Here is a 17690-nt window from a genome sequence, read left to right on the forward strand (position 1 = left end):
ATATGGCTTGTTCAACTGTATACAACACTACAAAAACCATCAATATCGGAAAATACCTGCTATTTGTAACTGACTGGGCATTTTCTCTGGTTCCACAGCATAAACCCTACCACCATTGAGAATCGTATGTATCGCGGCAAAATCTAACAAATCTTGATCATCTGGTTCTGGTTCTGGGTGAATCTCTACATTCATCGTTTCTGGGTCAAACTTACCCCAGATTTGTTTTCCTACAGGGACAAATAGAGAATCAACTCTTTGGTAATAAGCCGCAGCCACAATTTCTTTAAGATCACTAGAAGCTGTACCAGTATCTTCACCCAGCAGTTGTTGATAAAGTTCCATCGCTTGCTGTTCCGACTCATGAAACAGCGGCTCGACAATTTCCCAAGCATCCGCGTGTAATTCCTCAACTTGGAAAAGCTCTGGTCTGCGGGTGATACCTTGTTCTAGTAAATTGTGATAACTGTTAGCTTCGCGGTAAATAGGATGAAGATAATCTACGCCCGCCAAAATTAGTGGTGCTGTTTCTTCGCGGAGTTTTTCGTGCAGTTCCGCATCAACTATATGAAAGTATTGCAGGATGGCTGCTTGGTGTTGATCTCGGTCTGGGCTTCCTTGTCCGTGGAATGCACCTGGCTGGGAGCGAGAGAAAGGATTGGAGGTGCTACCTTTTTTTGTAGCGATGCGAAATGGGCCTTCTTTCGCGGTTTCGTCGTATAGCAGAGCTTCATCAAGGCTCTTGGGTAGATTTTCGATTTCTACTTCCTGCAAACCAGAGCGCGTACCTGCAAAAAATTTCAAATCTTGTTGGCTTAAAGCCAGAACATAGAATTTACCATCATGATTAATTAAAGGTAGTAATGGCTTGATATGGAAGCGATCGCTCACAACTACCAATTCTGGAAACTCCGTTGGTAACTGATAATAACGAAATACTCCCGGAGCAATAAAAATTGCTAAACCTTGATCTTGATTTTCCCAAAATTCTCCTGTATCCAGTTCCATCGCTGGCTGAACCAACTCATTAGCTTGTCCTTGGCTCATTTCAATTGCTTCTAAACGGCTTTGTGCTTCCCGGATGAGATTTTTGAAGCGAATTGGATTTTGTCGAATCTCTGGCCCTGCTTTTTGCATTGGCATATATAGAGAAATACAGGGTTGATTAGTATTTTCAGTTAAAGTCTTTAGCTCATCAATAGATAATAGCGTCATAATTATAAAACTCCTATCCACAGCAATCTAAATTGCATGATCTAGATTTATTTCATAACTAGACACTAAATATTTCATCTTTCTTTTGATAAAAAATATCGACAAACCCACCATTCTTGAGAGAGATATAGCAGTCATCAAACATTCGTTAACAAAAATATCCCCGACTTCTCAAAGAAGTCGGGGATATGAAGAAAAAATGAATTAATACATTAATTTCTGAATGTATTAATTCAAATTCATTTATGTAAATATTTGAACTAAAGTTTCTGCTTATCCAACATTGGGTGTATCAGTATTAGCTGAATTTGAGTTAACTACCATTCTTTCTGGTGTTTGATTCACAAAACCTAAACTCACTCGTTTCATCAGCCAGTGCAATCCAAGCAAAATCACAAATGTCAGAGTTATAATCACTAAAGGTTGTTTACCCAAAAGTTCTTCTACACCTTTAGTTAATAAAGCATCTGGTTGCGTAATAAAATCCCAGCTGTTGAAACGCAAAAATCTTCCCCAATAAATACCAATAGCACAAAGAGCATGAGTAATTAACTCAACTCTAAAAATCCAGTGACTTTTGCCAATGCGGTGTAAATAGTATCCCAAATTAATTAAAGAGATAACGTAAGCTTCAAACCCGGCAAAAATTACCAAAAAATAAACTGGAATTAGTACTAAAGTAATCATCCACACTGATTGAATTGTGCGAATATCGTCGATCAGGTGAATAACATCGGTTAATAAATAAGGTGCATTTGGCAAGAAAGCATAAAATACAATAAATCCCAACCACCAAACCCAAGAACGTCCCCGGCGAGTGCGGAACAACCAAACACTTAAAACCAAAGGTATGAAAGCCAAAAACAGGTTCCACGTCATCCAATTCATGTTGATTCGCAAGACCTGTAAAACTCTGACTATCAATACAATCAATTCCTCTTTCATAAATGCTCGCTTGCCAGATGTGTAATTGATGTAGTTTTGTTGTATAGCCTTAACTGCTATGTTTGACTGATCAGTTGGGTAAAAATTAACTGTGTGATTTTTTGTATGTTCTTTGTCAGGTTGTGAAAATCTGACAGTGGATAGATAAATCTACTACCACTGACAAATGGTGTAGCTGCTGTTTATACAGGTTGACCCATATCAGAGTTCACCTTTTTGTACTAGTATAACCAGAAAATTATTCAGGGCATATTTAACAGAAATCTGGAAGTGTGAGCCGCAAAAATGCCACTCAAACTCCCAGTATAATTTTTGCTCTAGGAGGTCGTATTTTTGTAGTCGTGGTTTAGATACAATCTCCCCTGAGCCAATTCCCGAAAAATGGAAAATTTGACTTCTTCGGGGAGGAAACAGGTAAACTGTTGTCCGTTACCTGTTCCCTTTCATCAGCAATTAACGCACTAGAACGCGGCTACGGGGGCCAATTGCTTGTTTAGTTGCAGTTACTTGGGGGCGACAATTGAGAGAACTATCGTCACAACTTTTAGCTGCGACAGGAGAAACTTCTAAACTAACAGGATTAGCTGTAAGAGAATAACCACTGCTGAATTCTATGTTGGATTCAGTAGAAGGCGATGGGCTAGATTGACCAGATGTCCCACCAATATTAGATGTTATCGGAGTCGTGGCGATCGCACCACTATCTACTGACACTGGCACAGGTGTAGTGGGGGTAGGTGTAGAAGTTGGAGGGTTATTAACACTGGGTGGAGTGGGAGTCGTGGGAGTAGTTCCACCACCAGGATTAATCAGGGTAGCGTCAGCAGGTACGGTAATTGTCAACCTCACCAAAGGAGTATTTTTCATTTCATAGGGTGTCGGATCTGGCTTAGTACCGGGAATATCAGACTTATAATCAAAGACTGTCGGACTTTCGCCACCATTGCGATCGCTATATCTTGGCCCTTGGCCATTTAACTGAAAAGTACCTTGATATTGTTTACCTGTTTGGGGGTCGGTAACAATTCCCGTATAGAAAGCTTTGGCAAACCCAAACTCATCTTGTACGATACCTTGAAAGGAAACATTCTGGATTTTGCCTTGATAAGTAAAGGGTGTCAATTGACCACCAGACAGCGCCGGCGAAGTCAAAACCCCATTAAAAGAAATCACCGGGATGCCTTTAAAGTCAACAAAGTAATGTAAACTCCCATCACTGCGTGTTTCTACTTTCACATAGTCGGACTTATAAACAGGCACGTAATTCGGCTTACTTGCAGTACCAATATTCCGTTGATAAACACCTTGAGAGTCAGTATCGATGCGTGTGACGGAATTATTAAAATTAGGGTTAAAACTCGGTAGTTCCAAGGTTCCTGAGATTCTACCAGTACTTTGAATGATTAATTGGGCAGAAGCACTACTACCAGTCAAACCAAGCAAAACTGCGGCTAAACTACTACTACCTAAAACTGCACAGCTAATCTTTTTTGCTGATGAATTGAATTGCATGAAAAATTTGCTCCTTATTTCCTCATCAAAAACAACACGCATTAGGCTTCTAGTGCGTGATCAAAAAGTCGAAATATAAATTTGGGTATGTTGGAAGATTGCTGACAGTCAAAGGTAGTAAGGCAACACAGCAGGGGGTTTCGCCCCTTGTGATTACATTTACATGGTTACGGAATTAAAACCGGAAAGCTGCTCTTAATGCACCCACTATCAAAGTGTCGTTAGCAGTATTATGATCAGGATTGAAAACAACTAATAAGCCCGGTGTGAGGGAAAGACGGTCATTGAGTTGGGCGCGATAAAAAAGTTCTACATGCAGTGATGTATCGCTACGTCCCCCTGGCGTTCCCCCATTCGAGAAGTTAGGAAAATTGTAGCCATCGGGTAAGTTACTGGAAGTAATTTTGGGGGGTTGTCCCACTAAAATACCGCCAAGATTTCCCGCCTTACCTAAATTTGGTAACGCCGCAAATACCATCCAATTAGTAGTTTCTACACTACCAGAGAGGTTAGCTGGTTTAGAGGTAGAAAAACCACCCCAACCACCCAACTGTAAATTATCGTTTAAACGCCATGCCACAGTTGCACCAACTGCATGGGTATTAAACGCTGTAGTGGGTGCAAATGGCGAAATTAATTGCGCGTCACCAATACCAGTACCGAGTAAATCATTCGGAGAGTGGGAATATATGTAATTTATGCCGATATCTAGATTGTCGGTGGGTGCGAGAGTAAGTTGTGCGCCTGCACTGTATCTACCCCCAAATAAACCCGCCGAATTGGCATTACCAGGAAAACTGGGGATTTCGGAACTGTACACGCCTTGAAGACTGATGCGATCGCTAATTTCCCAGTCAAAACCTATACCACCAGTCCCGTTGCCAATATTTAAAATCGGATTTCGCTGACCAAATTGTGAAATTGCCCCATCTCCCGAACCTTCTAACGGGTTAATTCCGCGAAAAGTTGTAGCGGCATTCACTCCAGCCGAACCAACAACAACTCCTAAATTATCCGCCAATAAAAATCGATAAGATAAGTCATTAATTACTACTCTATTCTCAGTATTCGATTCAAAACTCAAGCGCCCCATATTATGAGAAATTAACGACGCATTAGAACCTAAATTTCCAGCCGATAGCCCTGTAATTAATAAATCTTTTCCGGTAAATGATGTTGCTAAAGTTAACTGGACACTATTTGTAAAAGTTAGATTAGTTTTACCTTGCCGTTCTGGCACACCATCTCTAGGAAACAAATCCACACTAGTTGTATTTGTGCCTTGAAGACTAAAAATAGCTTGACCAAATAATCGAGTTGTAGTCGAAAACTGATTAGCTTTTAATTCAATATTTTTATTTTCTAAAACATCAACACGTTGCGCTATTTCCTGTAACTCTTGTTGAAATTCACTTTGTAATTTTTGGATTTGGTCTAAGTCTGCTTGACTAACAGTATTAGCTTGAGTTTTAGCAATTAATTCTTGAATTTGATTTAGACAAATATTTAAACTATGAGCAAATTCATAACGATTGACAGCATTATTACCTAAATACTGGCCGTTGCTATGTCCTGCAATACAGCCATAACGCTCAACTAAAGACTGTAAAGCACTAAAAGCCCAGTCAGTTGGTTGGACATCATCTAATTGCGATACCGATGTTACTTGAGACATCTGATCATCTGATTCAGCAGTGTCAGAAAACTCTGGTGCGGCGGGAGATTCCGGAGAAATTGGGAGTTGAACTGCTGGTGAAATTTCTGGTGGAGTTTCTACGGGAATTTGCGAATCTTGGGAACTAGTATTTTGAGGGATTTTATTAAGTAGATTTTGATACTGGTCATTTACAGGCGCAGTTATCACCTCGGAAGTACTATCCGGTGGCATAAATTCAGGTGGGGTGATTTCCGCAGGTGGAGAAATTTGTGATAAATTCTCTGTTTTTAGCTGCTGAATTTCTTTGTCTGACTGAACTACAGGCGGTTCTGGTAAATTATTAGGTGGAGATGTTTGCCCGGCTGTCAATACGCCTAGCATCAGTAGACTTAGGTCGCTCATGGTATACCTGTTGACTAACACCAATATTTCTTTTGACAAAGTTTTTTGGTGTTCTTCAGGATATTTCTGTATAAAAAGTTATAAAAAGTCTGAAGTATCAAAAGAGGGAGAGGGAATTGAGGAAATATTCTCCCCCTTGCTCCCTGCTCCTTGTCCTCTTCTCTCTGTTCCCTCTTATTCCGACTGGCTACAGTATTTATTCAGATCATTCATTAAAGTATCTGATTCTTTACCAGCAGTTTTAGCAACAGCACTTAAAGCGGTATCAATGTCGGTTCTGGCTTTTTTGATTTTTTCTCTACCAGTTGGTGAAGCTTCGGCTGTTTTTGCAGCAGCTAAAGCTTTAGCAGCCTTAGCAATACCATTACTGAGGTTATCAAATACCTTCTGAAAACGACTTTGATATTCTTTGAGTTTGGGATCTGCCAATTTTAATTCTTCTAAAGATGTATTAATCGCTTCTAAATCTTTAGACAGTTGCAAGCTAGTAATTGCTTGCTTACCTTTATTTTGATCAATGAGTGCATTTCCTTCGTTCACGACTTGAATTAGTCGCTGACACTGGGAGGTTTTATTTTCACAACCAGCAACTAATAAAGCGAGACTGAGACTAACACTAGTAATAAAACTATATTTACGCCACACAGAGATTCATACCCCACCAGCTGTAAAATCCAGACAATCGTAACCAATAATTTCCTCAATTGTGGGAAGTGTTGCGTTAATTTCCGTAAAAAACCGAAGGAACTGAATAAGCCTCTGTAACCTGTAACCTGTCGCCTAAACTAGACTTTTAGCTATTCTTAAGCAGGATTGAAGACGATTTAGGTTAAAGTAGCGCAAACAAATGTATTTATGAGGTGAAAGCTTATGCGCCTTTTTGTTTGTTCTCTTTTACTAGTCCTCAGTCTATTATTCTCATTTACGCCACTAGTAAAATCGGCGACACCTTCTTCTGATATTGAGGAGTATCTGATAAATGCTCAATTTCAGGAGGCAGAAGCAGTTTTTACAGCTAAACTTCAGGAAAACAACAATGATGACTTGACACGATTTAAGTTGGGAGTTGTGCAGTTGATGAGTGCAACTCAAAGGTTAACCCAGTCGCTTTATCGTTATGGTGTGCAGCAAAATTTTGTTACCCAATTCTTCCCGATTTTACGTTTGCCTGTACCGATAAATCCTAAACCAGAGCCAGTCACATATCAAGATACAAGAAATGTTCTGCAAAATTTACTCAATGATTTAACTCAAGTCAAGGATACCCTGGAACCAATCAAAGATAATCAAGTTAAGCTACCGCTAAGGCTGGGTTTAACAAGGTTGGATATCAACGCAGATGGCAAGTTAGTAGAAGATGAATCTTTCTGGAAGACTTTTAGCTTATTGACAGGGATACCAGCCAGCGAAAAAGCTGCCCAAAATTTAGCGATCGCTTTTGATGCGGGTGATGTAATCTGGCTGAGGGGATACTGCAATTTACTATCTGCGATCGCTCAGATCGTTTTAGCTTACGATGAAAGTAAACTTTTTGATGCCACGGCTCATTTAATTTTTGCTCAACCAAAAACCCCCTATCCCTTTCTGGTTGCAGGTAGAAGCCCATCTGGTAGTTTTGATTTTGATATTATTACCGATATCGTTGCGTTTGTTCATTTAATGAATTTTCCCGTTGCTGAACCAGAACGTTTAACAACTGCAATGGAAAATTTACGCACAGTCACAGCCTTAAGTCGTCAATCTTGGGATTTGATTTTAGCCGAAACTGATAACGACCGGGAATGGCTACCCAATCCTCAACAAAAAGGGGTAATTCCCAATGCAGTCGTTACTCAACCCATGATTGATCAGTGGCTGACTTTTTTAAATGAAACTGATGCTTTGTTAACAGGTCAAAAACTAGTCCCTCTCTGGAGAAAACGCGAAGTTAGAGGTATTAATCTCAACAAGGTCTTTACTCAGCCGCAAACCTTTGATTTAGTTTTATGGGTGCAGGGAACTGCTGCTGCACCTTATTTGGAGTTAGGTAAACTCACAGATACAAATACTTGGTTGCGGTTGTTAGAAGTTTTCCGAGGGCAATTCTTCCAGTTCGCAGCTTGGTTTAATTAACGCTAGTTCGATTAACCTCTCTCCAACGCGGAGAGGTTTGGAGAGAGTTTTTTTCAATCTGTCGAACTTACGTTTAATAAATAACAAGTTGTACTACAGCGTTTTTTATCCCAGTGAGATACATTCCTCTAATCTCTAGCCTAAGCGCCTCTGTTCCCTATTTACTTGTACTACACTCAACCGAGAAACGCTATAAATAAATTTCTTTGTGATTGCTTGCGGATTTTTTTCCTGTTTCTTTGTAGTTAGGCTTGCATAAGTATAATGGGAAGCCATCTTATGAGTCATGACCATCCTGTAAGCTACACAAATCTGAGGATGGAACTGATATTTTAAAAATTGCGTCTCTGCGTCTAGAGCTATTGCATCAATTGATACAACATCAATATGCAATTATCTGTTTGGAAAGTCCGATTCATCAAGGTGGAACTGACCAAATGACGTAGGTGGAAAATGTTTGCTGAGGTTGGTATGTATAGGATAATTTGCATTGGACTCATAGCATTAACTGGTTATTTGTACAATGCGGAAGCCAGTTTAGCGAGTGGTAATATTAATGTGCCAATTATTACTGACAATGTGACTAAATATAGTGTTTATACTAAATTAAAGCGATCGCCACAGCGACTTGCTTCCAGAGATGATCAAACGGGGGATTGCTTGCGAATTGGTGGGTGTAGAGATTAATCGGCTGATGAGTAAACTGTGCTGGCGATCGCATCCCCAAATTCTTTCCCAATCTTTATCGCAAAATTTGGTCAATCATCCGGTTGGCTTGGGAACCATAACCACCACCAAATAAATTGAAGTGATTCAAAATGTGATAAAGGTTATACAAAGTTTTGCGGTGTTCGTAGCCTGTATCTAAGGGGAAAGCGGCGTTATAACCTTGATAAAAAGCGGCGGGAAAACCACCAAAAAGTTCTGTCATAGCGATATCAACTTCGCGATCGCCATAATAAGTGGCTGGATCAAAAATGACTGGTTCGCCTGACAAAGTACAGCCAGCATTTCCACCCCACAAATCGCCATGTACTAAGGATGGTTGTACTTCGTGATTGGCTAATAATTCGGGAATCGCGGCTAATAATTTGTCTTGTTTCGGGAAATTACCTCCGCGCCTTCTGGCTAACTGAAATTGATAACCAAGGCGATGTATACAGAAAAAATCAATCCAATCGGCTGTCCAAGTATTGATTTGGGGAGTGGAACCAATAGTATTATTCATATCCCAGCCGAAACCATTTTGGCTGGTTGTTTGGTGCATAGCCGCTAAGTTGCGCCCCATTTCTACCCAAGATTGGGTATTACCGCCACCCATTTCTAACCATTCCAAAACGATGTAGCCAGAATCGCCTGATGTTCCCCAACAAATGGGCTTGGGTACACAGATAGTATTTGTGGCGAACATTTGCTTTAAACCCAACATTTCAGCCTCAAACATAGCTACTTGCGATGCTTGATTGAGTTTGACGAAATATGTGATTTCACCGTTAGAAACAGCGTATCCTTGGTTAATACAGCCGCCACTCACAGAACGTCGTTGTTGAGTGTGAAAACTTTCGCCAGTTACCCGACTAATATGGGCATCAATTTCAGTCCAAAACATTTTAATGGGGAGTAGGGAATCGGGAGTGGGGAGTAGGGAATCAAACATGAGGAAATTCACCACTCCCTACTTCCCACTCCCTAATTTACAACGGTTTCATGACCACTACACCATAAGCATTTGGACAGAGATATTGATTGGCGGCGAGGAGTAAATCGTTGGCTTCTTGCTGTTGAATGTGCAGGGGATAGTTAAAGGCTGGTTCTAGATCACCGACTAAAGATTGATAAAAACCATATAAGCCACTGCGATCGCTTGGGGTTTCGTTACCAAAGATAAATCGGTTGGCGACACGTTTGCGGACACGGGCGATTTCTTTGTCTGTGACTAACTCGGTTTGTAATCGGCGGATGTGTTGGGCGATCGCATCTTCAACGGCGGCTATGTTTTCAACTGCACATTTAGCAGAAATATAAAATGTACCTTGTAATAAATTGCTCATATTACTAACTGCGATCGAAGATACTAATCCTCTTTCTTCCCGCAAATCTCTAACTAATCTTGATGTCCTACCATGTGCTAAAACTCCCGCTAACACATCTAAAGCATAAGTCTGATTTAACTGTGCTAATCCAGGAACCCGCCACACCATGACTAACCGCGCTTGCTGAAGACTTTTATCAACAAATTCTCGCCGCACAATTTCTGTAAACGCCGATTCAAAAGTATAATTCGACTCTTGATCATTGACTATTGACTCTTGATTCTTACCAACCTGGGTAAATCCTTCCGCAACGCTGGCAATTAATTGTTCTACAGGTAAATTGCCCACAGCTACAGCCGTAATCATTGGTGGTTGATACCATTGAGCATGAAAATCTCGCATTTGCTGGGGTTCTAGCCCAGATATGACCGATTCTGGCCCCAACACCGGACGGCGGTAGGGTAATACATCAAATGCCATTTCCATCGCGCGGCGAAAAGTCCGGCGATGGGGATTATCTTCCGAACGGCGGATTTCTTCTAAAACAACAGCACGCTCACGTTCAAAGGCATCATCAGGAATACTCGGATTAAATACAACATCGATTTGCAGTGGAGCGAGTTCAGCAAAATCTTGGGGCGCAGTGGTTATGTAGTAATGAGTATAATCTTGACTCGTAGCAGCATTAGTCACAGCACCCCGTTCTTCAATCCGACGCTCAAACTCTCCACTGGCTAATCGCTCAGTTCCTTTAAAAATCATATGCTCTAAAAAGTGAGCCATACCGTTAATCGCATCAGATTCTACAGCCGAACCAACTTTAATCCAGAGGTTGAGGTTGACAACATCAATAGGCATTTGTTCGGCAATGATTGTCAAGCCATTAGGCAAACGGTGTATTGTTGGGGAATTGAGACGAGGAGACTTTAATAGAGTTGAGGTCATGAGTAGTGGTGAGTGAACAGGGTTCTTACTTCTTTATCTTATCCGTCACTCCAAAATATCTTTGATTGTTGCATCTGAAACAGACTAGTACAACAAGGCAAAAGTAATAAGGCAAAAGGAAAAAGAAATAATAACGATACCACAAGCCTTTTAGCAATTTCTTATAGTCGGTTTATTTACACCGTATTGTACTGAACACACAAATATTTTTTTGAGGCTGGGTGTAAGAGTTGTTCTCAATCGCCCGAATACTTAGCTTCTATCACTTTGCCATCTTTGAAATAAACATTCACTACTTCCGCATTGTAACGAGCATTGTTTGGGTCAAGAATGTAGTTTAGATGCTGGTCATGTACAACTGGGTCAATCTTTTCCAGCGCATCCCCATTCTCATCCATGAATTCCCCTAGTGGCTGAGGAAATCTTCCGCCTTTGGGAAAACGTTGGTTAAATCTGCTTTGCACTTCTGGAATTGTCATCCCATGTTTAATGTCAGAATAAAACTGCATAAAGGGTTTGACAGGCGAGAGAGTTACAAAGTACAAAGCAAAGATGCTGAGATTGAACCCGATAAACAGCCACAATTCTTGTTTCCGCCGATATTGTAAGTACACTGGCAAAAGTAAAATCAAGGCTAAAACAGCCATAAATATGTAATATTGCCAAAATAAGGAAGCAGCGTATTCATAATCTAGGAAATATCCCAGTAGAAATAAGACTACTAAAAAAATCACCTCGACAATCAGCTCAGTTTTGTTAGCGTGACGGTTGATATATTTCATGTGACTATATCTTGTATGGTTAAGAAAACATATTTCTGGAAGTCCTAATAGATTCAAATAAATAGGTACTGGAGAGCCGTTCAGTACCTATTTAATAGGTACAGTACCTATTTCTTGCACCAATGTGCATCGGGGCCTCGACCTAAACATTCCAATCGTCCTAAATTACGCTCCTGGCGTAAGATGCGGCGAATGAGGTCAATTCCCACAGTGGGACAGCGTTCTTGTAAATCCTTGATTGAAAAATCTCCAGGTATATTGCTAATTGCATCTAGCACCATAGCTGTTTTAGCTCCCTTGGCTGAACTAACTAACCCGACTCGCTGCTCAAACTCTCGATACGCCGAGAGTATGATGACACCCAGAAAATACTCCCACCACGGTAACAAGCTATGCTGTCCTTGATGCCAGTTTTGTGATGATTGGTAAAGTGTATCGTAGTAGCTTTCTTTTGTACGTTCTACAATTCGTTCTAAGCTAATAAACCGACCCACTTCGTAACCGGCTTTGTATAGTAACAGTAGTGTTAACAGTCGAGCCATCCGTCCATTGCCGTCAGTGAAGGGATGAACGCACAAAAAATCTAAAACATACGTGGGGATCAGCAGTAAAGGCTCAATTTCTTCAGACTCAAACAGGCGGTTAAACTTTTCATGCAAGCGTTCCATTGCATCTGGAGTTCCATAGGCTGGAACTGGCTGAAATCTGACAATTTTTCTGCCATCTGGGTAAGTTTCGCTAATTTCATTGTCTACAGACTTCCAGCGTCCACCCTCAGCCGCCGTAAATTGGTAAAGGTCTCGATGCAGCTGTAATACTACTCCAGGGGTGAAAGGGATGTGAGTATAACTGGTGTGAATGGTTGTAAGTACATCTCGATAGCCAGCAATTTCCTGTTCGGAGCGATCGCGCGGTGTGGTTTTTTCTGCTACTAGTTTTTTGATGCGTTCTAAGGGTGCTGTGATACCCTCTATCCGGTTAGAAGATTCGGTACTTTGAATAACCGCAGCTTGACGTAATGTTTCCAATATTTGAGGTGACTGTTCTTTGAATAAATCTTGCTTGCCTTTGTACTCACCAATTAGGCGAATGGTACGCAGTAGATTTTGAGTAATTGGCTGACTTTCAATAAAGCCCGGTTCAAACGACTGCATCGGCAGTTCCTACCAAGTTAACTTTACTATCTTCTCATGGCTGAATTAGTCAGTAGTTTGGCGAGACACACACAAATACAGCAATCATTCTCAAGTCTGTTCTTTGGCGATCGCCCCAACTCACCACGATTAGCTTGTAAAATTATGAATAGTAATATTAATTTTTGTAAAGCTAATCTTAATGCCACATATTGTTGTTAACCAAAATAAACCCCGTGTAGTCGTCATCGGTGCAGGAATTGGCGGACTGACGGCGGCGGCGTTGTTAGCCCATCGTGGCTATAGTGTTTTAGTCTTTGACCAAGCGATTGTACCAGGGGGTTGTGCTTCGACATTTAAACGTCAAGGGTTCACTTTTGATGTGGGTGCAACCCAAGTTGCAGGTTTGGAACCAGGCGGAATTCACCAACGCATTTTTGCAGAACTAGAAATTGATTTACCAGAGGCTACCCTTTGTGACCCTGCTTGTGCAGTTTATTTACCAGGGGAAACCACGCCTATTAATGTTTGGCGTGATCCTGAGAAATGGCGTGAAGAAAGACAACGGCAGTTTCCTGGAAGTGAACCTTTTTGGCAGTTAATGGCAACTTTATTTGCTGCGAGTTGGGAATTTCAAGGACGTGACCCAGTGTTACCGCCGCGTAATTTGTGGGATTTGTGGCAATTAATACGGGCGGTGCGTCTGAGTACATTTATCACTGCACCGTTTACATTTTTCACGGTAGGCGATGCGTTAAGACTCTGCGGTGTGGGTCATGACCAGCGTTTGAGAACTTTTTTAGATATGCAATTAAAGTTGTATTCTCAGGTAAACGCTGAAGAAACAGCCTTACTGTATGCGGCCACGGCGTTGAGTGTTTCCCAACTGCCCCAAGGATTGTATCACCTGCAAGGGAGTATGCAGGTGTTGAGCGATCGCTTAGTGACTGCCCTAGAAAGAGATGGCGGACGGTTATTAATGCGCCACACTGTTGAATATATCAAAGTCGAAAATGGTCAAGCCACCGCCGTTGTGATCCGCAACCAAAAAACAGGCGAAGTCTGGACAGAACCAGCCGACCATGTAGTAGCTAACGTGACAGCCCAAAATTTAGTGCAACTCTTGGGGGACAAAGTACCATCAGGTTACAAACAGCGAGTTGAAAAACTACCGCCACCATCAGGGGCTTTTGTGGTGTACTTGGGTGTGGATGTGAGTGCGATTCCTGTAGATTGTCCGCCCCATTTACAGTTTTTATACGATGCCAATGGCCCCATTGGCGAGAATAATTCCTTGTTTGTGTCTGTGAGTCATCCTGGTGATGGTCGCGCCCCAGAAGGTAAAGCCACAATTATTGCGTCATCTTTTGTAGATTATCAGCAATGGTGGCAAACTCCAGATTATCAAGCCTTGAAACAAAAATATACCGCAGATGCGATCGCCCGTCTCAACAAATATTTTTACCTCAAACCAGAAACTATTATTTACCAAGAAGCCGCCACACCCCGCACCTTTGCTCATTACACTGGACGCGATCGCGGTATAGTTGGGGGCATTGGGCAAAGAATACCCACCTTTGGCCCCTTTGGTTTTGCCAACCGCACACCGATAAATTCTCTCTGGTTAGTCGGCGACTCTACCCACCCTGGCGAAGGAACGGCTGGCGTGAGTTACTCGGCATTAACCGTGATTAGACAAATTGAGGCGCAAGCTTGACCGGAAGAGGCAAAAGGCAGGAGGCAGGAGGCAGAAAATATATTTTTTGCCATAGCATACCCTTATACCGTTTCACTTTAAGTTTGATACAAATAGGCCGCAGAGGAGCAGGGGGGCATGGGAGCAGAGGAGAAATTATTTGTATCATTTATTTTGTGAAATGGTATTACACCCCTATACACCTACACCCTTTCCCAAACTCTGATTTTGCGCTTCATTGCGTCCCGCTTATTGGGATAACTTCTGTTGAATATCTGCCCACTGCACACCTGCGAGGCTTGGTAATACAACATGGGCGGCACCAACACGTTCAACAGGGCCTAGTCCTACTGTCCACATACCCCCGGCTAAAGCGGCTTCTATGCCGGCGGCGGCATCTTCTACAACTACGCATTGTGCTGGTTGTAGTCCTAGTTGTTTGGCGGCGTATAAAAATAAATCCGGTGCTGGTTTGGGTTTTTCTACACTGTAACCATCAGCGATCGCATCTACTTTATCAGCAATCCCCAAGCGTTGAATTACTGTACAGGCATTTTTACTGGCTGAACCAATAGCAGTTTTAATTCCAGCTTGCCGTAACTCGTCCAAAAGTGCGATCGCACCCGGTAATAAATCTTTTGGTGTTACATGATGGATCAGTTCTACATAGTAGTTATTTTTACGCCCCATCATTTCTTGGATTTGTGCTTCGGAATACTTGCGATCGCCAATAATCAACATCAAAGATTCACGCCGCGACACACCCCGTAAAACTTCATTAGCTTGGCGATTAAAGGGAATACCCTCTTCATCAGCTAATCTCTGCCAAGCTTGATAGTGATACTCCGCCGTATCAGTTAACACACCATCCAAGTCAAAAATTACACCCTGAATCTCAACCATTCTCCCTTCTCCCCCTAGCCCTCCTTGTCTCCCTTGTCTCCCTTGTCTCCCTTGTCCCTGATGCAAATCAAACTCATGCCATTCCCCACGCCAGTGGAGTTTAAATTTCAGTCGTGTCCAGTGAGAAGGTAGATGGGGGTTGGCTTCGGGTCCGTTTTCTGTTAACTGAATGCCACCAAATCCAAAAACTACGGCTTGCCACACACCGCCAGCACTCGCGCCGTGAATACCATCGTTGGTGTTCCCGCGACTGTCTTTTAAATCCACCATTGCGGCTTGCATAAAACGTTTGTAAGCGGTTGTCGATTCCCCGACATCGGAAGCCATGATGGCGTGAATTGCCGGGCCGAGGGATGAACCGTAGGTAATATCTGTGCGGGGTGCGTAGTAGTCCCAATTTGCTTGTAAGGATTTGGGGTTGTAGGGAAAATCTGCTGATTCCCGCATTAAATAAAGCAGCATCAATACATCTGGCTGTTTCAGGACTTGTCGCTTGTTACCTTCTTCAATACCTAAAATTGCTTGGATAGAACGCTGACGCGGTTCGTATTCGTCTAAGTTAATGTCTGGGAGTTGAAAAAATCCCTCAAACTGCTCAATTAATCCGGTTTCTGGGTCGTAGAAAATCCAGATTTTATCAATGATATCTTGCCAATGCGATCGCACTTCGGATGTAATTTGCAATTTCTCTGCTAATTCCGTCGCACGTTCGGGGAAATTTTGCTGCAACCAATCATCAATAAATAGTGCTTTTTCTAAATGCCATTGCACCATTCTGTTAGTAAAGGTGTTGTTGTGAACCAATTCGTGATATTCATCAGCTCCAATTACCCCGCGAATCTCGTAGCGTTGTTGTTCTGAGTTATACTCAACACGACTAGCCCAAAAGATAGCGGTATCCAAAACAATCTCGGCACCGTAATCATGCAGCCACTCATCATCACCCGTGGCTAACCAGTAATACCAAACAGCGTAAGTAATATCTGCACTAATATGAATTTCGCGATCACGGCACCAAATTCTGATATCCTCACCATAAAAATCATTGGGAAGTGACCAGCGCGGTGTAACTTCATCGCCAGTGTCGGCACTTTCCCAAGAGTACATCGCGCCTTTATAGCCAGAATGCAAGGCTTTACGTCTAGCACCTGCTAAAGTGTGATAGCGGTAAGTTAGTAGGTTACGTGCGATCGTAGGTTGAGTAAATGTAAAAAATGGCAGAATAAAAATTTCTGTATCCCAAAAAATATGACCACGATAGCCAAAGCCAGACAGAGTTTTAGCGGGAATACTCACTTTATCGTCATAGCGAGGCGCAGCAATTAACAACTGGAAAAGGTTGTATCGAATCCCAAAAGCCGCCGTATTATCACCTTCCAGCAAAATATCACTTTGTTGCCAAACTTCATCCCAAGCTTGTTTGTGAGTCTTAACTAAACTTTCGTAGTTGGCTATTTCCCCAAGTTTTTGCTGTGCTGCGATGACTGGTGTCTCAACTTCCCGTGAGGTAAACACCGTGACGAATTTTTCGACTGTCACAGTTTGCTGTGACTTCGCCATAAATGTCGCAGTTAGAGAAGGATAACCAGGGGCGATGTTAACTTGTATCGATGCTTCCGTTCCTGATACGCTCATCTTGGCTGCCATACCAATCGTAATTCGGGAACTACGGGTACGGCTATGCAACCAAATGCCTTGTTCCGTTTTACCTTGGTCTAAATCTACCCAGTGATTAAAACCTTGGTTTTCAGGATAGCCATTGATGCTACCCTGCACTTCAATCAAGCCATCAAAATCAAGCGGTGTTACCTGACAGCGTTGCACCAAAATATGTTGATCTGCCAGACTAGCAAAACGTTCAAAGTGAATATCGATAGTTTTGTCACTCGGACTGCGCCACCTCACAAAACGGCTGAGGATTCCGTGACGTACATCTAGCCGTCGTTCATACTGTATGATTTCCCCTTGGTCGAAACGAAAGCGTTCTCCGTCAAGCATCACTACCAGATATACCCAGTCAGGACAGTTGGCGAGTTCTGTGTAAACTACAGGTACATCATCATAAACACCGTGAATAAATGTAGCTGGCAATGCACCAGGGTATTCTCTTTCAAAACTACCCCTTGTACCTAAATAGCCATTGCCAATTGTGAAAATAGTTTCTCTAGAATGCAATTGCTCAGGGTCAAACTGGGTTTCGGTTAATGTCCAGTCTGTATAGATAAAATTGCTAGTAGTACTTTTTGTTTCCATAGGCTAGGGGTTAGAGGTTAGAGGCTAGAGGTTAGAGGTTACATGTAGTAGTTGTCTACAATCAATTCGTGAAATTTTCTTCTTTTCTTTCTTCTCTTTCTT

13 protein-coding genes are annotated in these 17690 nt (G+C 42.0%); 2 read left to right on the forward strand and 11 right to left on the reverse strand.

Translation table 11 applies throughout. The features are described from left to right. Positions 1–39 precede the first annotated feature (39 nt). The 5 genes from H6G74_RS03590 to H6G74_RS03610 form a co-directional block, all read right to left on the reverse strand. Complete coding sequence (locus tag H6G74_RS03590; protein ID WP_190966343.1) at positions 40–1215, reverse strand: baeRF7 domain-containing protein; 1176 nt, start codon at positions 1213–1215, stop codon at positions 40–42. A 273-nt stretch (positions 1216–1488) separates the two neighbouring features. Further along, positions 1489–2160, reverse strand: a complete 672-nt coding sequence (locus H6G74_RS03595) for a DUF1361 domain-containing protein (protein ID WP_190966344.1) — start codon at positions 2158–2160, stop codon at positions 1489–1491. A gap of 453 nt (positions 2161–2613) precedes the next feature. Further along, the gene (locus H6G74_RS03600) at positions 2614–3672 is read right to left on the reverse strand and encodes a hypothetical protein (RefSeq protein WP_190966345.1); all 1059 of its coding nucleotides are present in this window, start codon (positions 3670–3672) and stop codon (positions 2614–2616) included. 175 nt (positions 3673–3847) lie between these two features. Continuing rightward, positions 3848–5731, reverse strand: a complete 1884-nt coding sequence (locus H6G74_RS03605; protein ID WP_190966346.1) for an iron uptake porin — start codon at positions 5729–5731, stop codon at positions 3848–3850. 174 nt (positions 5732–5905) lie between these two features. Continuing rightward, entirely contained in the window at positions 5906–6382 is a 477-nt protein-coding gene (locus tag H6G74_RS03610) for a hypothetical protein (protein ID WP_190966426.1), read from the reverse strand. 219 nt (positions 6383–6601) lie between these two features. Between H6G74_RS03610 and H6G74_RS03615 the strand changes: the two genes are divergently transcribed. Then, a complete protein-coding gene (locus tag H6G74_RS03615) occupies positions 6602–7843 on the forward strand; it encodes a hypothetical protein (RefSeq protein WP_190966347.1) in 1242 nt (413 codons plus the stop codon). A 601-nt stretch (positions 7844–8444) separates the two neighbouring features. On the opposite strand, the gene H6G74_RS03620 is transcribed toward H6G74_RS03615, so the two are convergent. The 5 genes from H6G74_RS03620 to H6G74_RS03640 form a co-directional block, all read right to left on the reverse strand. Next, on the reverse strand, positions 8445–8582 hold the full coding sequence (locus tag H6G74_RS03620; protein ID WP_190966348.1) for a hypothetical protein: 138 nt from the start codon (positions 8580–8582) through the stop codon (positions 8445–8447). A gap of 3 nt (positions 8583–8585) precedes the next feature. After that, positions 8586–9452: a fructosamine kinase family protein gene (locus H6G74_RS03625; protein WP_190966427.1), complete on the reverse strand. Its 867-nt coding sequence runs from the start codon at positions 9450–9452 to the stop codon at positions 8586–8588. An 85-nt stretch (positions 9453–9537) separates the two neighbouring features. Then, complete coding sequence (locus H6G74_RS03630; RefSeq protein ID WP_190966349.1) at positions 9538–10821, reverse strand: M16 family metallopeptidase; 1284 nt, start codon at positions 10819–10821, stop codon at positions 9538–9540. Between the two features lie 236 nt (positions 10822–11057). Next, complete coding sequence (locus H6G74_RS03635; protein ID WP_190966350.1) at positions 11058–11603, reverse strand: MARVEL domain-containing protein; 546 nt, start codon at positions 11601–11603, stop codon at positions 11058–11060. A 107-nt stretch (positions 11604–11710) separates the two neighbouring features. Next, a complete protein-coding gene (locus tag H6G74_RS03640) occupies positions 11711–12757 on the reverse strand; it encodes a Fic family protein (protein ID WP_190966351.1) in 1047 nt (348 codons plus the stop codon). A 181-nt stretch (positions 12758–12938) separates the two neighbouring features. Between H6G74_RS03640 and crtD the strand changes: the two genes are divergently transcribed. Further along, positions 12939–14453: a C-3',4' desaturase CrtD gene (gene crtD / locus H6G74_RS03645; protein WP_190966352.1), complete on the forward strand. Its 1515-nt coding sequence runs from the start codon at positions 12939–12941 to the stop codon at positions 14451–14453. 228 nt (positions 14454–14681) lie between these two features. Here the strand turns inward: crtD and pgmB are convergent, their stop codons facing one another. Beyond that, the gene (gene pgmB / locus H6G74_RS03650; protein WP_190966353.1) at positions 14682–17588 is read right to left on the reverse strand and encodes a beta-phosphoglucomutase; all 2907 of its coding nucleotides are present in this window, start codon (positions 17586–17588) and stop codon (positions 14682–14684) included. Positions 17589–17690: the final 102 nt, after the last annotated feature.

Source organism: Nostoc spongiaeforme FACHB-130 (genome assembly GCF_014698475.1).
Classification (GTDB): Bacteria; Cyanobacteriota; Cyanobacteriia; order Cyanobacteriales; family Nostocaceae; genus Nostoc_B; species Nostoc_B spongiaeforme.

Bases quoted from the DNA above. Each gene is read 5' to 3' on its own strand.
- H6G74_RS03625 (WP_190966427.1), bottom strand. From the start codon at position 9,452: ATGTTTTGGACTGAAATTGATGCCCATATTAGTCGGGTAACTGGCGAA.
- pgmB (WP_190966353.1), bottom strand. From the start codon at position 17,588: ATGGAAACAAAAAGTACTACTAGCAATTTTATCTATACAGACTGGACA.
- H6G74_RS03600 (WP_190966345.1), bottom strand. From the start codon at position 3,672: ATGCAATTCAATTCATCAGCAAAAAAGATTAGCTGTGCAGTTTTAGGT.
- H6G74_RS03640 (WP_190966351.1), bottom strand. From the start codon at position 12,757: ATGCAGTCGTTTGAACCGGGCTTTATTGAAAGTCAGCCAATTACTCAA.
- H6G74_RS03605 (WP_190966346.1), bottom strand. From the start codon at position 5,731: ATGAGCGACCTAAGTCTACTGATGCTAGGCGTATTGACAGCCGGGCAA.
- H6G74_RS03615 (WP_190966347.1), top strand. From the start codon at position 6,602: ATGCGCCTTTTTGTTTGTTCTCTTTTACTAGTCCTCAGTCTATTATTC.
- crtD (WP_190966352.1), top strand. From the start codon at position 12,939: ATGCCACATATTGTTGTTAACCAAAATAAACCCCGTGTAGTCGTCATC.
- H6G74_RS03595 (WP_190966344.1), bottom strand. From the start codon at position 2,160: ATGAAAGAGGAATTGATTGTATTGATAGTCAGAGTTTTACAGGTCTTG.
- H6G74_RS03590 (WP_190966343.1), bottom strand. From the start codon at position 1,215: ATGACGCTATTATCTATTGATGAGCTAAAGACTTTAACTGAAAATACT.
- H6G74_RS03630 (WP_190966349.1), bottom strand. From the start codon at position 10,821: ATGACCTCAACTCTATTAAAGTCTCCTCGTCTCAATTCCCCAACAATA.
- H6G74_RS03635 (WP_190966350.1), bottom strand. From the start codon at position 11,603: ATGAAATATATCAACCGTCACGCTAACAAAACTGAGCTGATTGTCGAG.